Genomic DNA, 20779 nt, shown 5'->3' with positions numbered 1-20779 from the left:
TACAAGTTAACAAATTTATAAAATTTGTATTACATTTATCCTATACATTTTTCATTCTATACAAATGCATGATTTATACGCAATGATTTCCTTAACCACTTATCTTGTTTAGATCAATAATATTTTGCAAAATATGTAGTCACATCGTTAAATTCAAATTTTTGAGTCAAAATATCTGACCTAATCCATAATTTTTTGAATTATCAGTTCCGCCTATTCATTGTTCAGCATTTGACTGTTACTATCTTTATAAATACATGCAATCGTCAAAATGCTATGCAAGACTCTATTCAAAACTATATGCAACAGGTAGGTACGCAGGCACGCCAAGCGTCTCGTATCTTAATGAGTGCTTCTACGCACTTAAAAAATCATGCCTTGTCTGCAATTTATACTGCTTTGGAAAATAATCAAGCACAAATTTTAGCTGCCAATCAAGTTGACATGCAAAATGGTCATCAGCGTCAATTAGATCTCGCATTGCTTGATCGCCTTGAACTGACACCCGCTCGTTTTAAAGGCATGTTACAAGGCTTAAAAGATGTGATTGCTCTTGTAGACCCAATTGGGGAAATTACTGATTTGGCTTACCGTCCATCAGGTATCCAACTGGGTAAAATGCGTGTGCCTTTAGGTGTCATTGGAATGATTTATGAATCAAGACCAAATGTCACACTTGAAGCAGCATCATTGGCATTAAAATCTGGAAATGCCATTATTTTACGTGGTGGTTCAGAAGCCATCGAATCGAACAAAGCCATTGCGATTGCGATTCAGCATGGTTTGCAAATTGCAGGCTTACCAGAACATGCAGTACAAGTCATTGATACACCTGATCGTGCAGCAGTCGGTCATTTAATTACTATGACTGAATTTGTCGATGTGATTGTACCGCGTGGTGGAAAAAGCCTGATTGAACGTGTGACCAATGAAGCACGTATTCCTGTGATTAAGCACCTAGATGGCAATTGCCATGTGTTTGTAGAAGCACAGGCTGATCTACAAAAAGCTTTACCGATTGCGCTCAATTCAAAAACACATCGTTATGGTGTGTGTAACGCAATGGAAACTTTATTAGTAGATGAGGCGATTGCGGATGAGTTCTTACCAAGCATTGCTGAATTATACGCAGATAAGCAAGTCGAACTCCGTGGTTGCCCAGAAACACAACGTATTTTAGGTGAATCTGTTAAAACGGCGACGGAAGAAGATTGGTATACCGAATATTTAGGTCCAATCTTAGCTGTGAAAGTTGTCACAGGGATGGATGAAGCAATTGCACATATCAATAAATATGGCTCTCATCATACCGATGCGATTATTACTGAAAACTTTAGTCTAGCGCGTGAATTTTTAGCACGTGTTGATTCAAGTTCGGTGATGATTAATGCTTCAACTCGCTTTGCTGATGGCTTTGAATATGGTCTAGGTGCAGAAATCGGTATTTCAACCGATAAAATTCATGCACGTGGTCCAGTTGGTTTGGAAGGTTTAACTTCACAAAAATGGATTGTATTTGGTGATGGTCAAATTCGCCAGTAACAAAATCTCCATTTAAATATTGCACACGATAAAGCTCATTTAATTGATCTTTATCGTGTTTTTTCATATTTATATACAAAAAACCTGATCAAAATAAACAGATCCATTCAAAGACATTTCTATTTACACACTATACTCGTTAGATTCAATTATAAATCAGTTGTATAGGCTAAAGTCTATCTTCGCCAATATGACAACCCATGTTAAAACATTGTGCTTGATTACCCTGCTTATGCGTTGCAGCAAGATCAAAGTGTTCGTCATAAAATTTAAAATTTGTTAGGTGTTCAAACGTGGCTAAATCTGTACTTGTAATTAATTGTGGTTCATCGTCGATCAAATATGCGCTTATTTCAGAACGTCGTGAAGATCGTATTTATGGTTTAGCAGAAAACTTAGGCTCTGCTGAAGCACGTATCAAAGGTGTCACGATTGGGGGTGAACCACTTGAGCTTTCGATTCCACATGCAGATCATGCCACAGCACTTGAGACACTTCTTGCTCGTTTAGCCAACTATCATCCTCAAGCGATTGGACACCGTGTTGTTCACGGCGGCAATTTGACCAAAGCAGAACTTTTGACGCCTGAAATTGTACAATGTATTGAAGCAGCAACACCGCTTGCACCCTTACACAATCCTGCACATTTGATTGGGATTGAAGCCACAATGCGTTTGTTCCCTGAATTGCCTCAGGTTGCTGTATTTGATACGGCATTCCATCAAACCATGCCTGAACATGCTTACCGCTATGCTTTGCCACAAAATTTATATACCGAACACCATGTGCGTCGTTATGGTTTTCACGGCACAAGTCACGCCTATGTCACAGAACGTGCAAGTGAACTCGCGGGTGCGAAAAATCAAGGGGGCTGGCTCAGTGCCCACTTAGGCAATGGTAGCTCAACCTGTGCTGTTTGGAATGGTCAAAGTCTTGATACCTCAATGGGTATGACCCCACTTGAAGGTGTCGTGATGGGTACACGTAGTGGTGATGTTGACCCAAGTTTGCATTTATTCCTTGCGAGCAATCTAGGTTGGAGCATCCAAAAAATTGACAACATGCTAAATAAAGAAAGTGGTTTACTGGGTTTATCTGGTCTTTCAAATGACATGCGTACCTTAGTCGAAGCATCAGGAAATGGTCATGAAGGTGCAACACTTGCGATTGAAGTATTCTGCTATCGTTTAGCAAAATCTTTGTCTGCTTTAAGTTGTGGTTTACCACGTTTAGATGGTTTAGTTTTCACTGGTGGTATCGGTGAAAACTCAGCGTATGTCCGTGAAAAAACCTTGGCTTATTTACCTCACTTTGGTTTGCAGTTTAGTGCAGAAAAAAATAATGCTTTAGCACGTGGTACAGAAGGTCGTATCGACAATGGTACAGGCCCACAACTCTGGGTTGTTCCGACTGATGAAGAAGGACGTATTGCGAAAGAAACTCGCCAAGTGATTGAACACACAGCTTAAACAATCAAAATTTAGACAAATTTTAAGGTTCTTATGAATACTATTTTACTCATCCCAACAGGTGAAGGGGTTGGTCTCACATCTGCGTGCTTAGGAATGATCTATGCACTAGATTGCAAAGGGATTAATGCGGGTTTTTTAAAACCATTTTCTCAACTTGCAGATGCAGCGGTTGATCGTACTGCCACGCTTTATCGTCATTTGTTTCAACATCAATCTGTTGAACCAATTGCTTATGAAAAACTGACGCAACTCCTCGGATCAGGCGAAACAGATGAGCTTCTCGAAGAAGCCGTTGCACTACATCGTAAAATTTCAGCTCATCATGATGTGATTATTGTTGAAGGTCTTGTACCCAATGGGCAAGATCATTTTGCGGGTGAAATTAATGCGGCACTGGCACAGGCACTTGATGCACAAGTGGTGTTAGTCAGCACTGCTGATCTTGCAGATCCGCGTAAAACAGCAGAAAAAGTTGATGCGCATTTACGCCAATTCGGTGGCGCTGCATCTACACGAACGACAGGTGTCTTGTTCATGCGTACCAAGGGTCTCCCTGACGGTAATGCGGCGATTCCTGTCACACTTGACCCTAGCCTTCGTTTAGATAAGCAAATTGCTGAGTTTTCCATACAACTACAACGTTACAATCGTTTCATTGGCACAGATGAATTACCAATTATTGGTTTAGTACCCTTCAGTAATATTTTGAGTGTGCCGCGTAGCCTAGATATTGCCACAGTTGTCAATGGAACTTGGCTCAATGAAGGTGAAGCAAAACAACGCCGCATTTTACATACCAGTTTGATTGCATCTGATATTGAAGCTGAGCTACATAAATTTGTTGCTGGGGAACTCATCATTAGCGCATCTCAGCGCACAGATGCCTTACTTGCAGCCAGTCTTGCAAGCAGTAACGGTATTCCATTAGCAGGTTTGGTTTTAACAGAACAAGCTGCGCCAGCAGCCAATATTCTCGAATTCTGCCAAGGCGCAATTAAACAAGGTTTACCAATCTTACATACTTCTCTCGATACGCTAGAAACGGCACAACGGTTATATCATTTTGGTAATGAAATTCCAGTAGATGATATTGAACGTGCTGAGCAAGTGACTCGTTTTGTTTCAAGCCATATTGATAATAACTGGCTCGATCAACACACTAAAAACAACCTCAATCCACGCTTATCACCTTCTGCATTCCGCTATGAGTTGGTACAAAAGTCGATTGCTGCGAAAAAACGAATTGTACTTCCTGAAGGTGATGAACCACGTACCGTACAAGCCGCTGCAATTTGTCAATCACGTGGTATTGCCGAGTGCATCTTGCTAGCAAAACCAGAAGCGGTAGCCGAAGTTGCTAAAGCTCGTGGTATTCAACTGCCAAGTGATCTACAAATTATTGATCCGGATCATATTCGTGATCAATATATTGAACCAATGGTTGAGCTACGCAAAGGCAAACTGGATGCATTACAAGCGAAAACCCAACTGCAAGATACGGTTGTTCTTGGTACGATGATGTTGGCACTAGATCAAGTCGATGGTTTAGTCTCAGGTGCAGTCCACACGACTGCCAATACTGTTCGTCCCGCATTTCAGTTGATTAAAACTGCTCCAAATTATTCGTTGGTATCTTCGATCTTCTTTATGTTGTTGCCTGATGAAGTTTATGTCTACGGTGACTGCGCAATTAATCCTGATCCAAATGCTGAACAACTTGCTGAAATTGCGATTCAATCTGCCGACTCTGCTAAAGCCTTTGGTCTTGACCCACGTATTGCCATGATCAGTTATTCAACAGGTACATCAGGCGCAGGGGCTGAAGTTGAGAAGGTTGCGGAAGCAACCAAAATTGCTCAACAACGCCGACCTGATTTATTGATTGATGGCCCACTACAATACGATGCGGCATCCGTTGAAAGCGTTGGTCGTCAAAAAGCACCTGACTCTAAAGTTGCGGGTCGTGCCAATGTCTTCATTTTCCCTGATCTCAATACAGGTAACACGACCTATAAAGCAGTACAACGTGCGGCAAATGTGGTGAGTGTTGGCCCAATGCTGCAAGGTTTAAACAAGCCTGTGAATGACTTATCTCGTGGTGCTTTGGTCGATGATATTGTCTTTACCATTGCCTTAACTGCGATTCAAGCAAAACAGCAGGATTAAGTTCATCTTGTTGCGATAACACAAAGCCATCTATTGATCAGAAATAGATGGCTTTTTTACAAATTGCCTGTTCATCTCAGCTTTTTTAACACACTTGTCTTGATCTCCAATGGGCTTTTAACAAAGAAAATCGCATTACCACATAAGATCAAAATCACTCCAATCACAGCATTGAAATGCCATTGATACCCTTCCCATAGCGTTGAAATCACCAACGCCACCAAAGGAAATAACAAAGTGCTATAGGCAGCTTTAGCTGCACCAATACACCCAACCAAATAGAAATAGGCAGTAAACCCAATCACAGAACCAAAGATCGCCAAATACAATAACGCACCAACTGCACTGAATTGCATACTTGGGAAAAAGTCATCCTGTTTAAACCATGAAATCAGCGCCATGAGTAAAGCACCATACAACATGGCATAAGCATTGGTGGTGAAAATATCTAACCCGTGTTTTTGATGGCGGGTACTAATCATATTCCCCAAAGAAAAACCATAAGTTCCCAAAATACATAGTCCAATACCAATCAAGGTATGGTTATTTAAAGTCGTCCCCACCACGTCATGCCAAAACAAGGCAACAATCCCCAACACACCAAACAAAGCCGCAGGATAAAAGCGTGTCGACACCTGCTGAGCAAAGAATAATTTGGCATTGAGGGTATTAAAAATCACTGCCATCGAAAAAATCACAGCTTCCAAACCACTGCTAATATATTGCACGGCATAGTAAAAACAGACAAAGTTAAAACCAAAAATACAACACGCCTGTAACACACAAAACAGGTGATCTTGAGCTGCTAGTTTTTGTAACTTTCGATTCAAACTAACGAAAGCAAATAACACCATTGCAGAAATAAAAAATCGCCAAAAGACCGCAACACTGACCGAAATTCCACTTTGTTGTTGCAGCGTAATCGCAATCCATGTGGTTCCCCAAATCACCACAACCAAAGCATATAACAGCGCATTCATATGATGAAAACCAAACTCAATCTCTACAAGATGCTATTCTGCTCGCTCAAACCCAATGATTGCTTGCATGATCTTGCGGTGCTTGTCATCAACTTGCGATTTTTATGCATGCTTTTTGCTAGGTGACAAGATCACATGAACGTCCTACACTCATTCCTCTATTTGGCACTGCGTATAGAAGATGAACTATCAGATTCTAGATCAATTACAACAGCATAAAGCCCAATTGCTCGACTCAGTTGAATTGGGATCGGGTATGCAGCTCGCCATGTGGCAAAATAATCAAGATCGTGTCAATGTCTGTAGCAACCACCACACCTTGAGTATGTATATTCAGGGTGGTTATCAAAGCTATCAGAAGACCGCTCAAGGTTGGCATAATGGCGGTGGTCCAGACCGTATGTGTCTGATGCCACAAGATTTCGAGTCGACTTGGGATCTGCGTGACTCACTTACTTTTGTACATTTGTACTATACCGAGCAGCATCTACAACGCGTAGCTGAACAAGTCTGGGATCGAGAACCGAGCCAGATTGTTCTAAATCCGCAAATTTTTGTGGCCGATCCACAAATTTCAATGATTTATCGGCACTTCCTACTCAATGACGCTTGGCAAAATCGTGAAAATCATTTGCAAATGAGTACGGCAACCACCTTACTGCTCAATCATCTGATTAAAAATTATAGTCATGTGCAATGGCAAACGCCTGAAGTCAAAGGAGGTCTCTCTCCTTATGTGCTTAAGCAATTATTAGAATGGATTGATCAGCATCTACACCTAAGTTTGACTTTGTCTGATTTAGCGCAACAAAGCCAACTCAGTGAATATCATTTTGCCCATATGTTTAAACAATCAATGCAGATACCACCACACCAATATGTGATGCAACGTCGACTCGAATTAGCACAGCAAGCACTCAAAACAACATCACTGAATCTCACCGAAATCTCATCCCTATATGGCTTTAGTTCAAGCAGCCATTTTAGTCATCGCTTTAAAAAGTATTTTGGTTACTCACCCTCTCAAATAAGAAAACACTAAAATAGAGTGCTTAAATATGCCGCACTTTTTAATCTTATTTTCCACTCAGACCTTTAGCCAAAAGTCGTTTAAAACTCCCACAATCTCAGCTTTTTGTCATATAATCTAGCCCGCCAGCTAATCGCCCGCTCAAGAGAATTTTGATATGACAACGATCATCAAACAAGATGACTTGATTACATCAATCAAGGATGCCCTACAGTTTATTTCTTACTATCACCCACAAGACTTCATCCAAGCGATGAGCCGTGCTTATGATCGTGAAGAAAACAAAGCTGCTAAAGACGCTATTGCACAAATCCTCATCAACTCACGTATGTGTGCTGAGGGTCATCGCCCAATCTGTCAAGATACGGGGATCGTTAACGTTTTCCTTGAAGTTGGCTTAGATGTTAAATTTGATTTAACCATGAGCTTAGATGATGCAGTGAACGAAGGTGTACGCCAAGGTTACCTCGAAAACTCAAACGTGCTTCGTGCTTCTGTATTAGCTGATCCTGCTTTTGGTCGTAAGAATACCAAAGACAATACGCCTGCTGTCATTCACTACAAACTCGTTCCTGGTAATAAAGTCGATATTACTGTTGCAGCAAAAGGCGGCGGTTCAGAAAATAAATCTAAACTTGCGATGTTGAATCCATCTGATTCAATTGTAGATTGGGTACTTAAAACTGTTCCAACCATGGGTGCAGGCTGGTGTCCACCAGGTATGCTCGGTATCGGTATTGGTGGTACTGCTGAGAAAGCCATGATGCTTGCAAAAGAAGCACTCATGGAAGAAATCAACATGGATGAATTACTTCGTCGTGGTCCACAAAGCAAAATGGAAGAACTCCGTATCGAGATCTTCGAGAAGGTAAATGCACTCGGTATTGGTGCGCAAGGTTTGGGTGGTTTAACCACAGTGCTTGATATTAAAATCAAGGATTATCCATGCCACGCAGCAGGTAAACCAGTCGGTATGATTCCGAACTGTGCGGCGACTCGTCATGCACACTTCCAGTTAGATGGTACTGGTGTTGCACATATCCAAGCACCAAAACTTGAAGACTACCCTGCTGTAACATGGGATTCATCACAATCAAAACGTGTGAATCTTGATACCATCACCCAAGAAGAAATGAATGAATGGAAGCCAGGTGATACATTACTTCTTAACGGTACGATTTACACAGGTCGTGATGCTGCGCATAAGCGTATGGTTGACATGTTAAATAATGGCGAAGAACTTCCAGTAGATCTAAAAGGTAAATTCATTTACTACGTGGGTCCAGTCGATCCAGTTGGCGATGAAGTAGTTGGTCCTGCTGGCCCGACAACCGCAACACGTATGGACAAATTTACCCGTCAAGTCCTAGAGGCAACTGGCTTATTTGGCATGATTGGTAAAGCAGATCGTGGTCCTGCTGCAATTGAAGCAATTAAGGACAACAAAGCAACTTATTTGATGGCAGTTGGTGGTGCCGCTTACCTCGTATCTAAAGCTGTACGTGAAGCTGAAGTGGTTGCATTTGCCGACTTAGGTATGGAAGCAATCTACAAATTCGTGGTTGAAGATATGCCTGTTTCTGTTGCAGTTGATGTCAATGGTACTTCTATCCATGTCACTGCGCCAAAAATCTGGCAAGCAAAGATTGGTAAAATTCCAGTTGTAGATGCTGCTGCTCAATAATACTTATACAATAATCATAGCCGAATCATCGTATTCGGCTATTTTTTTTCCTTAAGCTTCTGCTAAATTATTTACAGAACGATAAGGATAAAAATATGCATAAAACAATATCAAAATTACTCGTAAGCTTTTGCCTCATCATAGCCGCACAAAATACTGTGGCAAGCCCTGCTCAAGTCAAATCCGTAAAGGAGCTGATTAAACTCAGTGAATTAGAAAATGTTTTACATACGTCTTTAGATGAAATGCAGCCAACATTAGATGCTGAAGCAGAAAATATTCTATTACGAATTTTAGGTAAACAACGACTGACAACAACAGAAGAACATTTAGCCGTTATAGAACTGGGGCAGCTTTTAAAAGAGACAAGTTCAAAAATGTTTGCTCGCCCTGAGACCTTACAAGCCATTGAAAAAATTTATACAGAAACACTCAGTGAAGAAGAAATACAAGCTTATTTAAAGTTTTTAAGAACACCTGAAGGAAAATCGATTAATCAAAAGAACTTAAAGATTAATACTAATGTTTTTCAATACATGAATAATTTAAGTCAAAAAACGTTGGCTGACCCTGAGCAGAGTTTACAGCTTAAAGAGCAGCTTTTAAGCATCATCAAACCTTTAATTCAAGATGAGTAAGCCCTGCTCTTTATCCATTACCAAGTCAAAGGATTCCAAAGTTTAAATGGTTTAACCAATAGTACTTCAGACTTTTCATCATATTTCAGCGGTTTCAATTCTTGTGGTTTTGAACGAACTTTACCTGAAGCATCTTGTGCAACAAAGTTATAGCTTGATGATTTTAGGCGTGTAAAGGCAATTTCTTGATGTGCGACTTTATCAGGCGTAATCATAAATGGACCTGTGTGTTCGCTGCGAGAAATCTTATTTTCTTCATCATATTTAATAAAATAAGTTTGTGATGCATCAACCGTGAAATCTAAATACTTTGGTTTTTGGAAATGCATACCAGCCAATGGGCGGCTCACACTCAAACGATAGGTGCCTGCTGGTAGTTCCACCCAATAATAGTGATTATGCAATAGGCTTGGGATTCGATGCCCATTAATAAATAAGTTTGCTGCCGCAATTTCTTGACGATTCCAACGTGTATCTGGACGATACAAATAAACCACCGCGGCTTGTTCGTTTTGTGGTTTGATCGGTGTGTAAAATTGACCTAATTTTTGATTGACCCACCCACCAACAGTAAAACCTCCCACATGATACTGATCAAGCAGACCTGGCTCTTTTGTTGTATCTACTGTAGGTAACGTTGCTGTGAGTGTTGTCGTATTTTCTTCAACTGTCTTATGACTTTGACAACCAGCCAATACCCCTGCACAACATAATGACAATATTAAATAACGCATGATATCCCTCAAGGCGTTTTCTTGGATTTATTTTTAACGGCGCAAAACTATGCGGAATTTTCAACTTTTAAGATTAACACCTCACCGCACAATTGCAAATAAAAAAAGCATGAAAAGCCGAGGCTTTCATGCTTTTTTAGATGAATGTGAATCAAGCTGACTTTGAGTCAATCACTTTCAGATCTTTCTTTTCCACCAACTCTGGTGTTGCAACTTGAGGTACACGATCGGCTTTAAACGTTGGTTTTGCTGTACCGTTAATTACAGCCTCATCCAAAATTACAGTTCCAACATCTGTACGACTCGGTAAATCATACATGGTTTCAAGCAATACATTTTCCAAAATAGAACGTAAACCACGTGCGCCCGTATTACGTTCAAGCGCTTTTTTCGCAACAGCACGTAAAGCGGACTCATCAAACACCAAGTCTACGTTTTCCATGGTAAAGAGATATTGATACTGGCGTGTTAAAGCATTCTTTGGTTCTGTCAGAATCTGCATCAATGCTTCTTCATCCAGCTCTTCTAAAGTTGCAATCACAGGCAAACGACCAATAAACTCAGGAATTAAACCAAACTTCACTAAGTCTGTTGCTTCAACTTGACGGAACAATTCAGAGACTTTTTTACTATCATCTTTATTCTTCACATCAGCGGTAAAACCAATACCACCCTTCTCTTGACGCTGTTGTACGATTTTCTCTAAACCAGAAAATGCACCACCACAAATAAACAAGATATTTGAGGTATCAATTTGAATGAATTCTTGCTGAGGATGCTTACGACCACCTTGTGGTGGAATAGAAGCAACCGTACCTTCAATCATTTTTAATAATGCTTGTTGTACGCCTTCACCCGAGACATCACGCGTAATCGAAGGATTTTCAGATTTACGGGTAATCTTATCAATCTCATCAATATAGATAATGCCCTTTTGCGCTTTTTCTACATCGTAATCAGCTTTCTGTAATAACTTCTGCACGATGTTCTCAACATCTTCGCCAACGTAACCTGCTTCGGTCAACGTGGTTGCATCAGCCATCGCAAAAGGTACATCCAGTAAGCGTGCGAGGGTTTGTGCAAGCAAAGTTTTACCTGAACCTGTTGGTCCAATCAGCAAAATATTACTTTTTGCAATCTCGATATCCTGATGTGCATGATGAGACTGACCAACTTTCAATCGCTTGTAATGGTTATAGACTGCAACAGATAAAGTTTTCTTCGCTAAATCTTGCCCAATTACATATTGATCCAACGCAGCACGTATTTCATGTGGTTTAGGCAATGCTTTGCTTGCCCAATCACCTGCTTCAACTTGTTGACTGGTTTGTACCAAGTCTAAGCAGACATCCACACACTCATTACAAATATATGCGTCCTCACCTGCAATCAATTTTCCAACTTCAGATTGCGTCTTACCACAAAATGAACAATGTTTTTGTCCTTGAGGATGTTCGGACATATTTACTCCACAACTTAAATCTTAAAAACTAGAGACGTTTACTCAGTACTTGGTCAACTAAACCATATTCTTTAGCTGCTTGTGCAGTCATAAAATTGTCACGATCTGTGTCACGTGCAACAGTCTCGTAATCCTGACCACTGTGTTCTGCCATTAAGCGGTTTAAACGCTCTTTGATAAAAAGTATTTCACGTGCATGAATTTCAATATCAGATGCTTGACCACGGAAACCACCTAATGGTTGGTGAATCATCACACGTGCATTTTCAAGACAATAACGCTTACCTTTTGCACCCGCATTGAGTAAGAATGCACCCATAGATGCTGCTTGCCCCATACAATAAGTCACCACATCTGGCTTAATAAACTGCATGGTGTCATAAATTGCCATACCCGCAGTCACCGAACCACCTGGTGAGTTAATATACAGATGAATATCTTTTTCTGGATTTTCTGCTTCTAAAAACAACATCTGTGCAACGATTAAGTTCGCCATGTTATCTTCGACTTCACCAGTCAAGAAAATGACACGTTCACGTAACAAACGTGAGTAGATATCAAATGAACGTTCACCACGAGATGACTGCTCAACGACAACCGGAACTAAAGCATTTTCAATTGTTGGAACATACATACGTTTACTTATTCCTAAATTATTCTGACTTAATCTATGTCAACAATATGAGGGATAATCAATGAAATTGCAAAAGGTTCAACCCTAAATATTCGATTATTTATACTAAAATCTAGCAATTTTTCGATAAATTAACACTTTCATAACACGAATAAAAAAAGGTGCATTAAGCACCTTTCTTCTCGACTTTTAAAAGATTAGCCACGACGAGCTTGTTGTTCTTTCAACAAGTCTTCATAGCTTACTGCAACATCACTTACTTTAGCAGCAGCTAAAATGTGATCTACAACTTGATCTTCTAAAACAACAGCTTCGATTTGAGCACGTTGTTGTTTATCATTTTTGAAGTATTCAATCACTTCTGTTGGATCTTCATAAGAAGAAGCCATATCGTCAATGTAAGCATCAACACGTGCTGAATCAACTTCAAGTTTAGCATCTGCCAATACTTTGCTGACCAATACGCCAAGCTTCACTGATTTTTCTGCTTGTTCTTTGAATAACTCATCTGGAAGCATGCTGCTATCAAATGCGCCTGCACCTTGAGCACCAAACTGTTGCGTGAATTGTTGAATCATTTGTTGACGTTGACGGTCAATTTCTTGAGCAACCATTGACGCTGGAACTTCGATTTCATTTGCAGCAACAAGCGCATCAAACGCAGCTTGTTTAATTTGGTTACGAAGACCGTTACGAACTTCACGTTCCATATTTTTACGAACGTCAGCTTTTAACTTATCTACGCCTTCTTCTTCGGTTAAACCAAAGATTTTTAAGAACTCAGCATCAATCTCTGGAAGTTTTTGTTTTTCAACAAGCTTCACATTGATTTTGAATTGAGCTGCTTTACCCGCTAAGTTTTCAGCTTGGTAATCTTCAGGGAAAGTAACATCAATCACTTTCTCTTCGCCTTTCTTCATGCCGATAATACCGTCTTCAAAGCCTGGAATCATACGACCAGAACCAAGAACTAGTTTAAAGTCTTCAGCAGCACCGCCTTCAAACTTCTCGCCATCAACAGTACCTTCAAAATCGAAAGTCACTTGCATATCTTTTTTCGCCATGCCTTTGGTTTCAGTCCAAGAAGCACGTTGTTTTTGCAAGTTTTCAATCATTACATCAACATCTGCATCGTTGATTTCTGATGATTTACGTTCAACTTCCAAATCAGCAAAAGCTTTCACTTCTACTTCTGGATAAACTTCAACAGTTGCTTCAAAAACTAAAGCATCATCTTTGTTTTCAACTTTTTCAATGTTCGGCATACCGACTGCATTGATTTTTTCTTGTTGAATTGCTTCAAATACGCTGTCACGAATGATGTCATTTACCACTTCTTGATAAATGCTTGCACCATATTCACGGCGTACAACATTTAAAGGCACTTTACCTGGACGGAAGCCGTTGATCTTCACAGTTTTGGCAGTGCGTTTTAAGCGAGCTTCAAATTGCTCGTTAACGCGGCTCGTCGGTACAGAAACATTTAAACGACGGGCAACGCCCGAAACCGCTTCAGTCGTTACTTGCATGGCTTCCTCGATATATAGTTAGTAGTAACAATTTTTTAAAGTGCCACATTATATGACAACTTTCGAGATATACAAAATTAGATGATCAAAATTCCCTATTTTTCGTATAAATCAAAAAAATTATATTTAAGCTCTCATCACTTATGGATAAAAAGATAATTTAACAAATTTAATACTTACAATTTACTCATTTAAAAACAATTGCTTATTTAAATCAATCATTATTATTAATTTACATTCGAATAAGAATCGTTAATACCAATTATACTTTTAGATATTAAATATCAACAACTTACGCATATACAATCCATTCTATAATAGATAAAGCCATTGATAACGATAATAATTATCATTAGACTTCGCACAAATTGTTACATAGCTTAACAATCTATCCACTTTTACTGCTTTTTTGTAAAAGTATTTACAAGATCTAAAGTTCTGTCATTCATCACTTCAATTCAGGGGTTCTCTCAATGGCAAAGATTAAAAGTCGTAAACACATTGGTACGACACAGTTAGTTGCACTTGCTGCAAGTTTACCTTTTGCTGGTCATGCTGCGACCAAAGAAGAAAATGTTGCTAAACTTCCAACCATTGAAGTGAATGCAGAAAATACTTATAAAGCGGATAAAGTAAGTTCACCAAAGTACACACAACCTTTGGTTGATACACCTCAAACGATTAGTGTCATCAAAAAAGAAATTTTAAAAGAACAAGGTGCAACTTCACTGACAGATGCCTTGCGTAACACACCAGGCATTACCCTACAGTTAGGTGAAAATGGTAATACCAGCGCGGGAGATTCTTTCCAAATGCGTGGTTTTGATACCAAAAACTCGATTTATGTCGATGGTATCCGTGACATTGGTGCAATTAGCCGTGATGTTTATAACCTTGAACAAATTGAAGTGGTCAAAGGTCCATCTGGTGCAGAAGCAGGTCGTGGTGGTGCAGGTGGTTACATCAACTTATCAACCAAGTTACCACATGCAGAAAACAGCAGCGAAGTTTCAGCGACATACAACACAGCAGAACATAGCCGTTTGGCTGCCGATATTAACCAAGCAATCAATGAAAGTACGGCTGTACGTTTGAATGTTATGGGGCAACAAGGTGGTGTTGAAGGTCGTGACTATATTGAACAAAATGGTTGGGCAATCGCACCAGCTATTGCTTTCGGTTTAGATTCTGACACACGCTTCTATCTATATTCACAACATATCAAACAAAATAATATCCCTGATGGTGGTATTCCGACCATTGGTATGGATGGTTTCTATTATGGCTATTCATCTAATTATGAATATGATAGCAAGTATCCTTTTGACTCTAAAGACAAAACATTAAGAGATACAATTCGAGCAGATATTAACAACTCAGCGGATGCAAAGAAAATTAATGCGGCTTTAGCAAAAGCATCTGCAGTTGACCGTACCAATTTCTACGGCAATGTTAATGATCATGAAGATATTACAGCCAATATGGTCTCTGCAAAAATTGAAAGTGACCTCTCTGAAAATATCAAATTCACCAATATTTCACGTTTTGGTAAAACTGAAATGGAACGTGTATTGACTGGAGTCAATGCGATTACAGTTCCATCTGTAAATGTCACAGTGAATGCAGATAAAACTTATAGCTATAAATTTAATTATAAGACCCTTGATTTATCTAACCCAGATACTTTTACAGTTGCTCGCACCCGCCAAGGCTTAGATCAAACCAATAAAATACTTGCGAACCAAAGCACATTGAATATCAATGTAAAAACAGGTGACATTGAGCATAATATTGTTGCTGGTTTAGAGCTATTACAAGAACAGCAGTACAACAAGACTCGTAATGTACAAATACCAGGTCAGGTAGCCCCAACCATTCCAGCTGCCAATTTATACAACCCAAACCAAGATACAGTATTACCTGATTTGGTTTACACAGGCGGATATACAGACGCACAAACGGATACAGCGGCACTTTATTTGTTTGACACACTCAAATTTGGTGAACGTTTCCAGTTAAATGGTGGTGTTCGTGTCGATTATTTTGATACTCAATATGATGCACTCGAAGTAAATACGAATTCAACGACATCTGAAATTACAGAAGTACAAACAAATTTAAAAGTACATGATACCTTGGTTAGCTGGAAACTCGGTGGTGTATTTAAACCAACAACCGAAAGTAGTGTTTATGCATCTTATGCTAAATCATTAACCCCTCCAGGAACGGGCTTTGTATTAAGTAGTGCTTCAAATTCAGTCAATGCTGTAACCAACAACCCATCAACCAAACCTCAAGAAACACATCATTATGAGATTGGAACCAAATGGGTTTTAAATGACGATAAAATCATTTTAACTGCCGCGGCTTACCATACAGAGAATGAAAACCAAATCACTCAAGATCCAATCAGTTTAACGTATATTCCTGAAGGTAAAATAACGGTTAAAGGCTTAGAACTTGGTGCTGTTGGACAAATTACACGTGCATGGAATGTCTCTGCTGGTGTTGCTTATATGAACACAGAACAGGAAAATCAGCAGACCTATAACTCTACAACCAAAACATGGACATATACCGATGGCGTTCGTTGGTCGCCAGATTGGACTGCTTCTTTGTGGACAACATATAGCGTTGCTGGCTTTAAAGCAGGTATTGGTGCACGTTATGTAGATGAACAAAAACGTTTGATTACCAATAGTGCAACACCTGTAGTGATGCCAACTATTCCATCTTATGTGGTATTTGATGCAATGGCTGCCTATACCTTTAACAAAAATGCATCAATGACTTTAAACGTCTATAACCTTGCAGATAAAGACTATATCAGCACATTAAATGGTGGCGGTAGCCGTCTCGTTCTTGGTCAACCACGTTCAGCGGCGCTCAGCTTCAACTATAAGTTCTAAATCGATGTGTTAAATCATTAATGATTTAACACATGAAAACAGCCTGTCAGAAAAGTTATACTTTCGACAGGCTGTATTTTTTTGGAAGATTTTAAATATGATGTTGCATATCCCCGAAGTCCTAAATAAACAACAAGTTGCTGAACTACGCCAACAAATACAACAAGCATCAGTCTGGGTCAATGGTATCCAAAGTGCGGGACAACAAGCTCAACAAATTAAAAACAATTTACAAATTGATGTGCATAGTGATGTATATCCTTCAATCAGCCATCGTGTTTTAAATGCCTTACAACAAAACTTACTGCTTCGCTCAGCGGCTCTCCCCCAGCATATTTTATCGCCTATGTTTAACTGTTACCAAAGTCAAGGTAACTATGGCAATCATGTTGATAATGCAATTCAATATTCAACAAAAACTGGGCAAATGATTCGTACCGATGTCTCTATTACCGTTTTCTTATCTGAACCTGATGAATATGAAGGTGGTGAATTAGTCATCGAAGATACCTATGGCAGCCATGAAGTTAAGCTTGATGCAGGAGACGCAATTGTCTATCCAGCAACCAGTTTACATCGCGTTGAACCAGTGACTCAAGGCAGCCGAATTGCGGCTTTTACTTGGATTCAAAGTATGGTGAAAGATGACTGGCAGCGAACCATGCTCTTTAATCTCGATATGACCATTATCAAACTCAGACAACAATTGGGAGACACCGAAGAAGTTGTGAGCTTGACCAGTCATTATCATAATTTATTAAGACAATGGGGCAATTTATAATGTCTCAGCACAGACCATTAGCACCATTAGATGCGATTCCGGCATATATTCAAACCATTCACGACTATCAACAACAAGCTCAACGGCATGTGCCTGAAGATGTGTGGGGATATTTAAATGGCGGTGCAATGCATGAACTTAGTGTGCAAAATAATTGCCAGCAATTTCAAAATATTCAACTAATTCCGAGACATTTAAATGATTTAACACAGGGGAATACCCGTTTTCATTTATTTGGTTTGGAATATCCTCATCCTATTTTTTTAGCACCGATTGGTCATCAAGCACTTTTTCACCCACAAGCAGAGGCTGCTTCTGCCCTTGCTGCCGAAGTGATGCAGAGTAATATCATCCTCAGTACTTTTAGTAATACCGCAATGGATGAACTCACGCACCATAATCCATATAAATGGTTTCAGCTTTATTGGCAGGGTTCTCGAGAAAAATCATCGGCTTTAATCAAACAAGCTGAACAATCAGGTTATCGCGCACTGGTCATCACCGTCGATGCTCCACATGTTGGTATTCGAGATCGAGAACGCAAATTATTCTTCCAATTACCTAAAGATATGCAGCACCCACATACGCCTACACACCTGAGTTTTCCTGATGTATCTCCATCCGAAAGTCAGTTGTTTCAAGGTTTAATGCAAATCGCGCCAAAGTGGTCTGATATTGCATGGGTCATTGCAAATACCCAATTACCCGTTATTTTAAAAGGAATTTTACACCCTGCTGATGCTCAGAAAGCACTTGATTATGGTGTTGCAGGAATCATCGTTTCAAATCATGGTGGACGTATCGTTGATACCACCATCTCCCCCTTAATTGCATTAGAAAAAATCAGAGCAATTGTTCCTGCTGATTATCCTGTACTATTCGATGGTGGTATTCGACGTGGAACGGATGTGTTCAAAGCAATTGCCTTAGGTGCAAATGCTGTATTGATTGGTCGTCCCTACATTTATGGTTTAGCAACAGCAGGCGCACTCGGTGTAGCGCATGTCATACGGATGTTAAAAGAAGAATTCGAAATTACGATGGCACTCATGGGAACAGCAACCATAAAAGACATTAACCAAGACTACATTTATCGAATCTAAGGGTATTTACGGAAAATATTTTCTTCATTTTTCACTATTACGCAAAAAATAGGGAAATATTTTCCATCCATTCGAATTAAAATAAGTTACAGACCTTTGCAGTCGCTTGTATTTTCACCTAGACTGATGTCTATTAGGTGACTCATATCACTGCACAACCGAATAACGCATTTGAATGGTAGATAATGAAAATAAATCACGGCTTTAGCTCTTCGTCTTATTCAAACCATCGTCATGCACTGCTGATGCTGCGCCTTGCGCGCGTATAAATTTTTTAACCTAATTTTTAGGTATTCAATCCCTTATTCGCTTTAAATTGATTCTTATAGACACCATATATATTTATAGCACGTTGCATTTAATCTGAATTTGCAACCCAAGCTATAACAAGGAGTTATCTCATGATGTTGGCTGACCCAAGCAAAAAATACCGCCGTATGTATCAACGTGTGGATTTACCAGATCGCCAATGGCCAAATAATGAAATTAACCAAGCGCCGATTTGGATGAGCACCGACCTTCGTGACGGTAACCAAGCGATTTTTGAACCGATGAATATGGATCAAAAATTAAAAATGTTCAAAATGTTGGTCGGTATCGGCTTCAAACACATTGAAATTGGTTTCCCATCTGCTTCACAAATTGACTTCGATTTTACGCGTAAATTGATTGAAGAAGATTTGATTCCTGACGATGTGTATATCGAGGTTTTAGTCCAAGCACGTGATCATTTGATTGCACGTACTTTTGAAGCGTTGGTTGATGCTAAACGTGCGATTGTACATATCTATAACTCTAACTCACCCACCTTCCGTCAAAAAGTATTGAATGTGGATGCAAACGGCGCAAAACAACTTGCCATTAATGCAGCCAATAAAGTGAAAGAGTATGCAGCGCAATATCCTGCAACCGACTGGATTTTCCAATACAGCCCAGAATGTTTTTCTGCAACAGAATTAGAAGTTGCCAAAGATGTCTGTGATGCAGTCACTGAAATTTGGGAAGCTTCACCGACCAATAAAGTCATCTTGAACTTGCCTGCGACGGTCGAAGTTTCAACACCAAATGTCTATGCCGATCAAATAGAATGGATGCACCGTAACTTGGCACGTCGCGATGGCGTGATTATCTCAGTTCACTGTCATAATGACCGTGGTTGTGGTATCGCCGCCTCTGAATTGGCAATCATGGCAGGTGCAGACCGTGTCGAGGGTTGTGTGTTTGGTAATGGTGAACGTACAGGTAACGTCGACGTTGCTGCAATTGCCTTGAATATGTATACCCAAGGTGTAGCACCTAACTTAGACTTCTCAAATATCAATGAAGTGATTGCAACCGTTGAAGAATGCACAGGTTTACCTGTACACCCTCGTCATCCATATGCAGGTGACTTGGTCTTTACTGCGTTTTCTGGTTCACACCAAGATGCGATTAAAAAAGGTTTTGAGTTCCAGAAAAATGAAGAAATCTGGGATATGCCATACTTACCAATCGACCCTAAAGATTTAGGTCGTGACTATGATGCGGTGATCCGTGTGAATAGCCAATCAGGTAAAGGTGGTATCGCATACTTATTAGAATCAAATTACAACGTGGCATTACCACGCCGTGTTCAAATTGAATTCAGCCAAATCGTACAGCAATATACCGATGAAAATGGCACAGAAATCAACGCCCATGAAATTTGGACTTTATTCCAAAATACGTATGTGGATGTGAAAAATAGTCATTACCAAACAAAACATTATCAATTGTCTGATATTGATGGCAAACAAATCATTGAATTAGACATTGAGATTGATGGTCAAATCCAACGTTTACACGGCGAAGGCAATGGTCCAATCTCGGCAATGTTAGATGCATTACAATTACCAATTGATGTCTTAAACTATGAAGAGCGCAGTATCAGTTCTGGGGCGAATGCCAAAGCACTTGCATTGATTGAACTTCAAGTCAAAGGCACGGGTAAGAGCGCATTTGGTGCAGGGATTCATGACAACATTGTAACGTCATCAATCGAAGCGATTATTGCATGTACCAACCGCTTGATTGAGCAAGGTGTACTGACAACTGAGCAAGTTGCGGCTGCCGCAGTCTAAGTAAAGCTGAGTTGTA

General features: G+C 39.8%; 15 protein-coding genes. 10 read left to right on the top strand and 5 right to left on the bottom strand.

Annotated elements, in window-relative coordinates:
- Window positions 1–276: 276 nt before the first annotated feature.
- From MMP60_RS02380 to pta, 3 genes are all read left to right on the top strand, one after another.
- On the top strand, window positions 277–1542 hold the full coding sequence (locus tag MMP60_RS02380) for a glutamate-5-semialdehyde dehydrogenase (RefSeq protein ID WP_241334785.1): 1266 nt from the start codon (window positions 277–279) through the stop codon (window positions 1540–1542).
- 293 nt (window positions 1543–1835) lie between these two features.
- Window positions 1836–3011 (top strand): acetate kinase, encoded by a 1176-nt coding sequence (locus MMP60_RS02375; RefSeq protein WP_241334784.1) that lies wholly within the window; start codon window positions 1836–1838, stop codon window positions 3009–3011.
- 33 nt (window positions 3012–3044) lie between these two features.
- The gene (gene pta, locus MMP60_RS02370; protein ID WP_241334783.1) at window positions 3045–5180 is read left to right on the top strand and encodes a phosphate acetyltransferase; all 2136 of its coding nucleotides are present in this window, start codon (window positions 3045–3047) and stop codon (window positions 5178–5180) included.
- A 71-nt stretch (window positions 5181–5251) separates the two neighbouring features.
- Here pta and MMP60_RS02365 read toward each other — a convergent pair whose 3' ends face one another.
- Window positions 5252–6160, bottom strand: a complete 909-nt coding sequence (locus MMP60_RS02365; RefSeq protein WP_241334782.1) for a DMT family transporter — start codon at window positions 6158–6160, stop codon at window positions 5252–5254.
- Between the two features lie 181 nt (window positions 6161–6341).
- Here MMP60_RS02365 and MMP60_RS02360 point away from each other — a divergent pair, with 181 nt between their 5' ends.
- From MMP60_RS02360 to MMP60_RS02350, 3 genes are all read left to right on the top strand, one after another.
- Entirely contained in the window at window positions 6342–7202 is an 861-nt protein-coding gene (locus MMP60_RS02360; RefSeq protein WP_241334781.1) for an AraC family transcriptional regulator, read from the top strand.
- Between the two features lie 145 nt (window positions 7203–7347).
- Window positions 7348–8874 carry a fumarate hydratase gene (locus tag MMP60_RS02355; protein WP_241334780.1) on the top strand — a complete coding sequence of 509 codons (1527 nt, stop codon included), beginning with the start codon at window positions 7348–7350 and terminating at the stop codon, window positions 8872–8874.
- A 95-nt stretch (window positions 8875–8969) separates the two neighbouring features.
- Window positions 8970–9512 (top strand): DUF2059 domain-containing protein, encoded by a 543-nt coding sequence (locus MMP60_RS02350; protein ID WP_241334779.1) that lies wholly within the window; start codon window positions 8970–8972, stop codon window positions 9510–9512.
- 17 nt (window positions 9513–9529) lie between these two features.
- Here MMP60_RS02350 and MMP60_RS02345 read toward each other — a convergent pair whose 3' ends face one another.
- The 4 genes from MMP60_RS02345 to tig all read right to left on the bottom strand — a co-directional run bounded on the left by MMP60_RS02345 (window position 9530) and on the right by tig (window position 13871).
- Window positions 9530–10246, bottom strand: a complete 717-nt coding sequence (locus MMP60_RS02345; protein WP_241334778.1) for a DUF2846 domain-containing protein — start codon at window positions 10244–10246, stop codon at window positions 9530–9532.
- 151 nt (window positions 10247–10397) lie between these two features.
- The gene (clpX, locus tag MMP60_RS02340) at window positions 10398–11708 is read right to left on the bottom strand and encodes an ATP-dependent Clp protease ATP-binding subunit ClpX (protein WP_241334777.1); all 1311 of its coding nucleotides are present in this window, start codon (window positions 11706–11708) and stop codon (window positions 10398–10400) included.
- Window positions 11709–11736: 28 nt separating this feature from the next.
- A complete protein-coding gene (gene clpP, locus MMP60_RS02335; protein WP_241334776.1) occupies window positions 11737–12342 on the bottom strand; it encodes an ATP-dependent Clp endopeptidase proteolytic subunit ClpP in 606 nt (201 codons plus the stop codon).
- Between the two features lie 197 nt (window positions 12343–12539).
- On the bottom strand, window positions 12540–13871 hold the full coding sequence (tig, locus tag MMP60_RS02330) for a trigger factor (protein WP_241334775.1): 1332 nt from the start codon (window positions 13869–13871) through the stop codon (window positions 12540–12542).
- A gap of 473 nt (window positions 13872–14344) precedes the next feature.
- Between tig and MMP60_RS02325 the strand changes: the two genes are divergently transcribed.
- The 4 genes from MMP60_RS02325 to leuA all read left to right on the top strand — a co-directional run bounded on the left by MMP60_RS02325 (window position 14345) and on the right by leuA (window position 20763).
- Entirely contained in the window at window positions 14345–16780 is a 2436-nt protein-coding gene (locus MMP60_RS02325; RefSeq protein WP_241334774.1) for a catecholate siderophore receptor Fiu, read from the top strand.
- 97 nt (window positions 16781–16877) lie between these two features.
- Window positions 16878–17561, top strand: a complete 684-nt coding sequence (locus tag MMP60_RS02320; RefSeq protein ID WP_241334773.1) for a Fe2+-dependent dioxygenase — start codon at window positions 16878–16880, stop codon at window positions 17559–17561.
- Window positions 17561–18664: an alpha-hydroxy acid oxidase gene (locus MMP60_RS02315; protein ID WP_241334772.1), complete on the top strand. Its 1104-nt coding sequence runs from the start codon at window positions 17561–17563 to the stop codon at window positions 18662–18664. Before MMP60_RS02320 ends, MMP60_RS02315 begins: the two co-directional genes overlap by 1 nt.
- 401 nt (window positions 18665–19065) lie before the next feature.
- Window positions 19066–20763, top strand: coding sequence for a 2-isopropylmalate synthase (gene leuA, locus MMP60_RS02310; protein WP_241334771.1), 1698 nt, complete (start codon window positions 19066–19068; stop codon window positions 20761–20763).
- Window positions 20764–20779: the final 16 nt, after the last annotated feature.

The sequence above is a fragment of the Acinetobacter sp. ANC 4805 genome (genome assembly GCF_022549495.1).
Classification (GTDB): domain Bacteria; phylum Pseudomonadota; class Gammaproteobacteria; order Pseudomonadales; family Moraxellaceae; genus Acinetobacter.
This window is presented reverse-complemented; position numbering and strand designations above follow the sequence as displayed.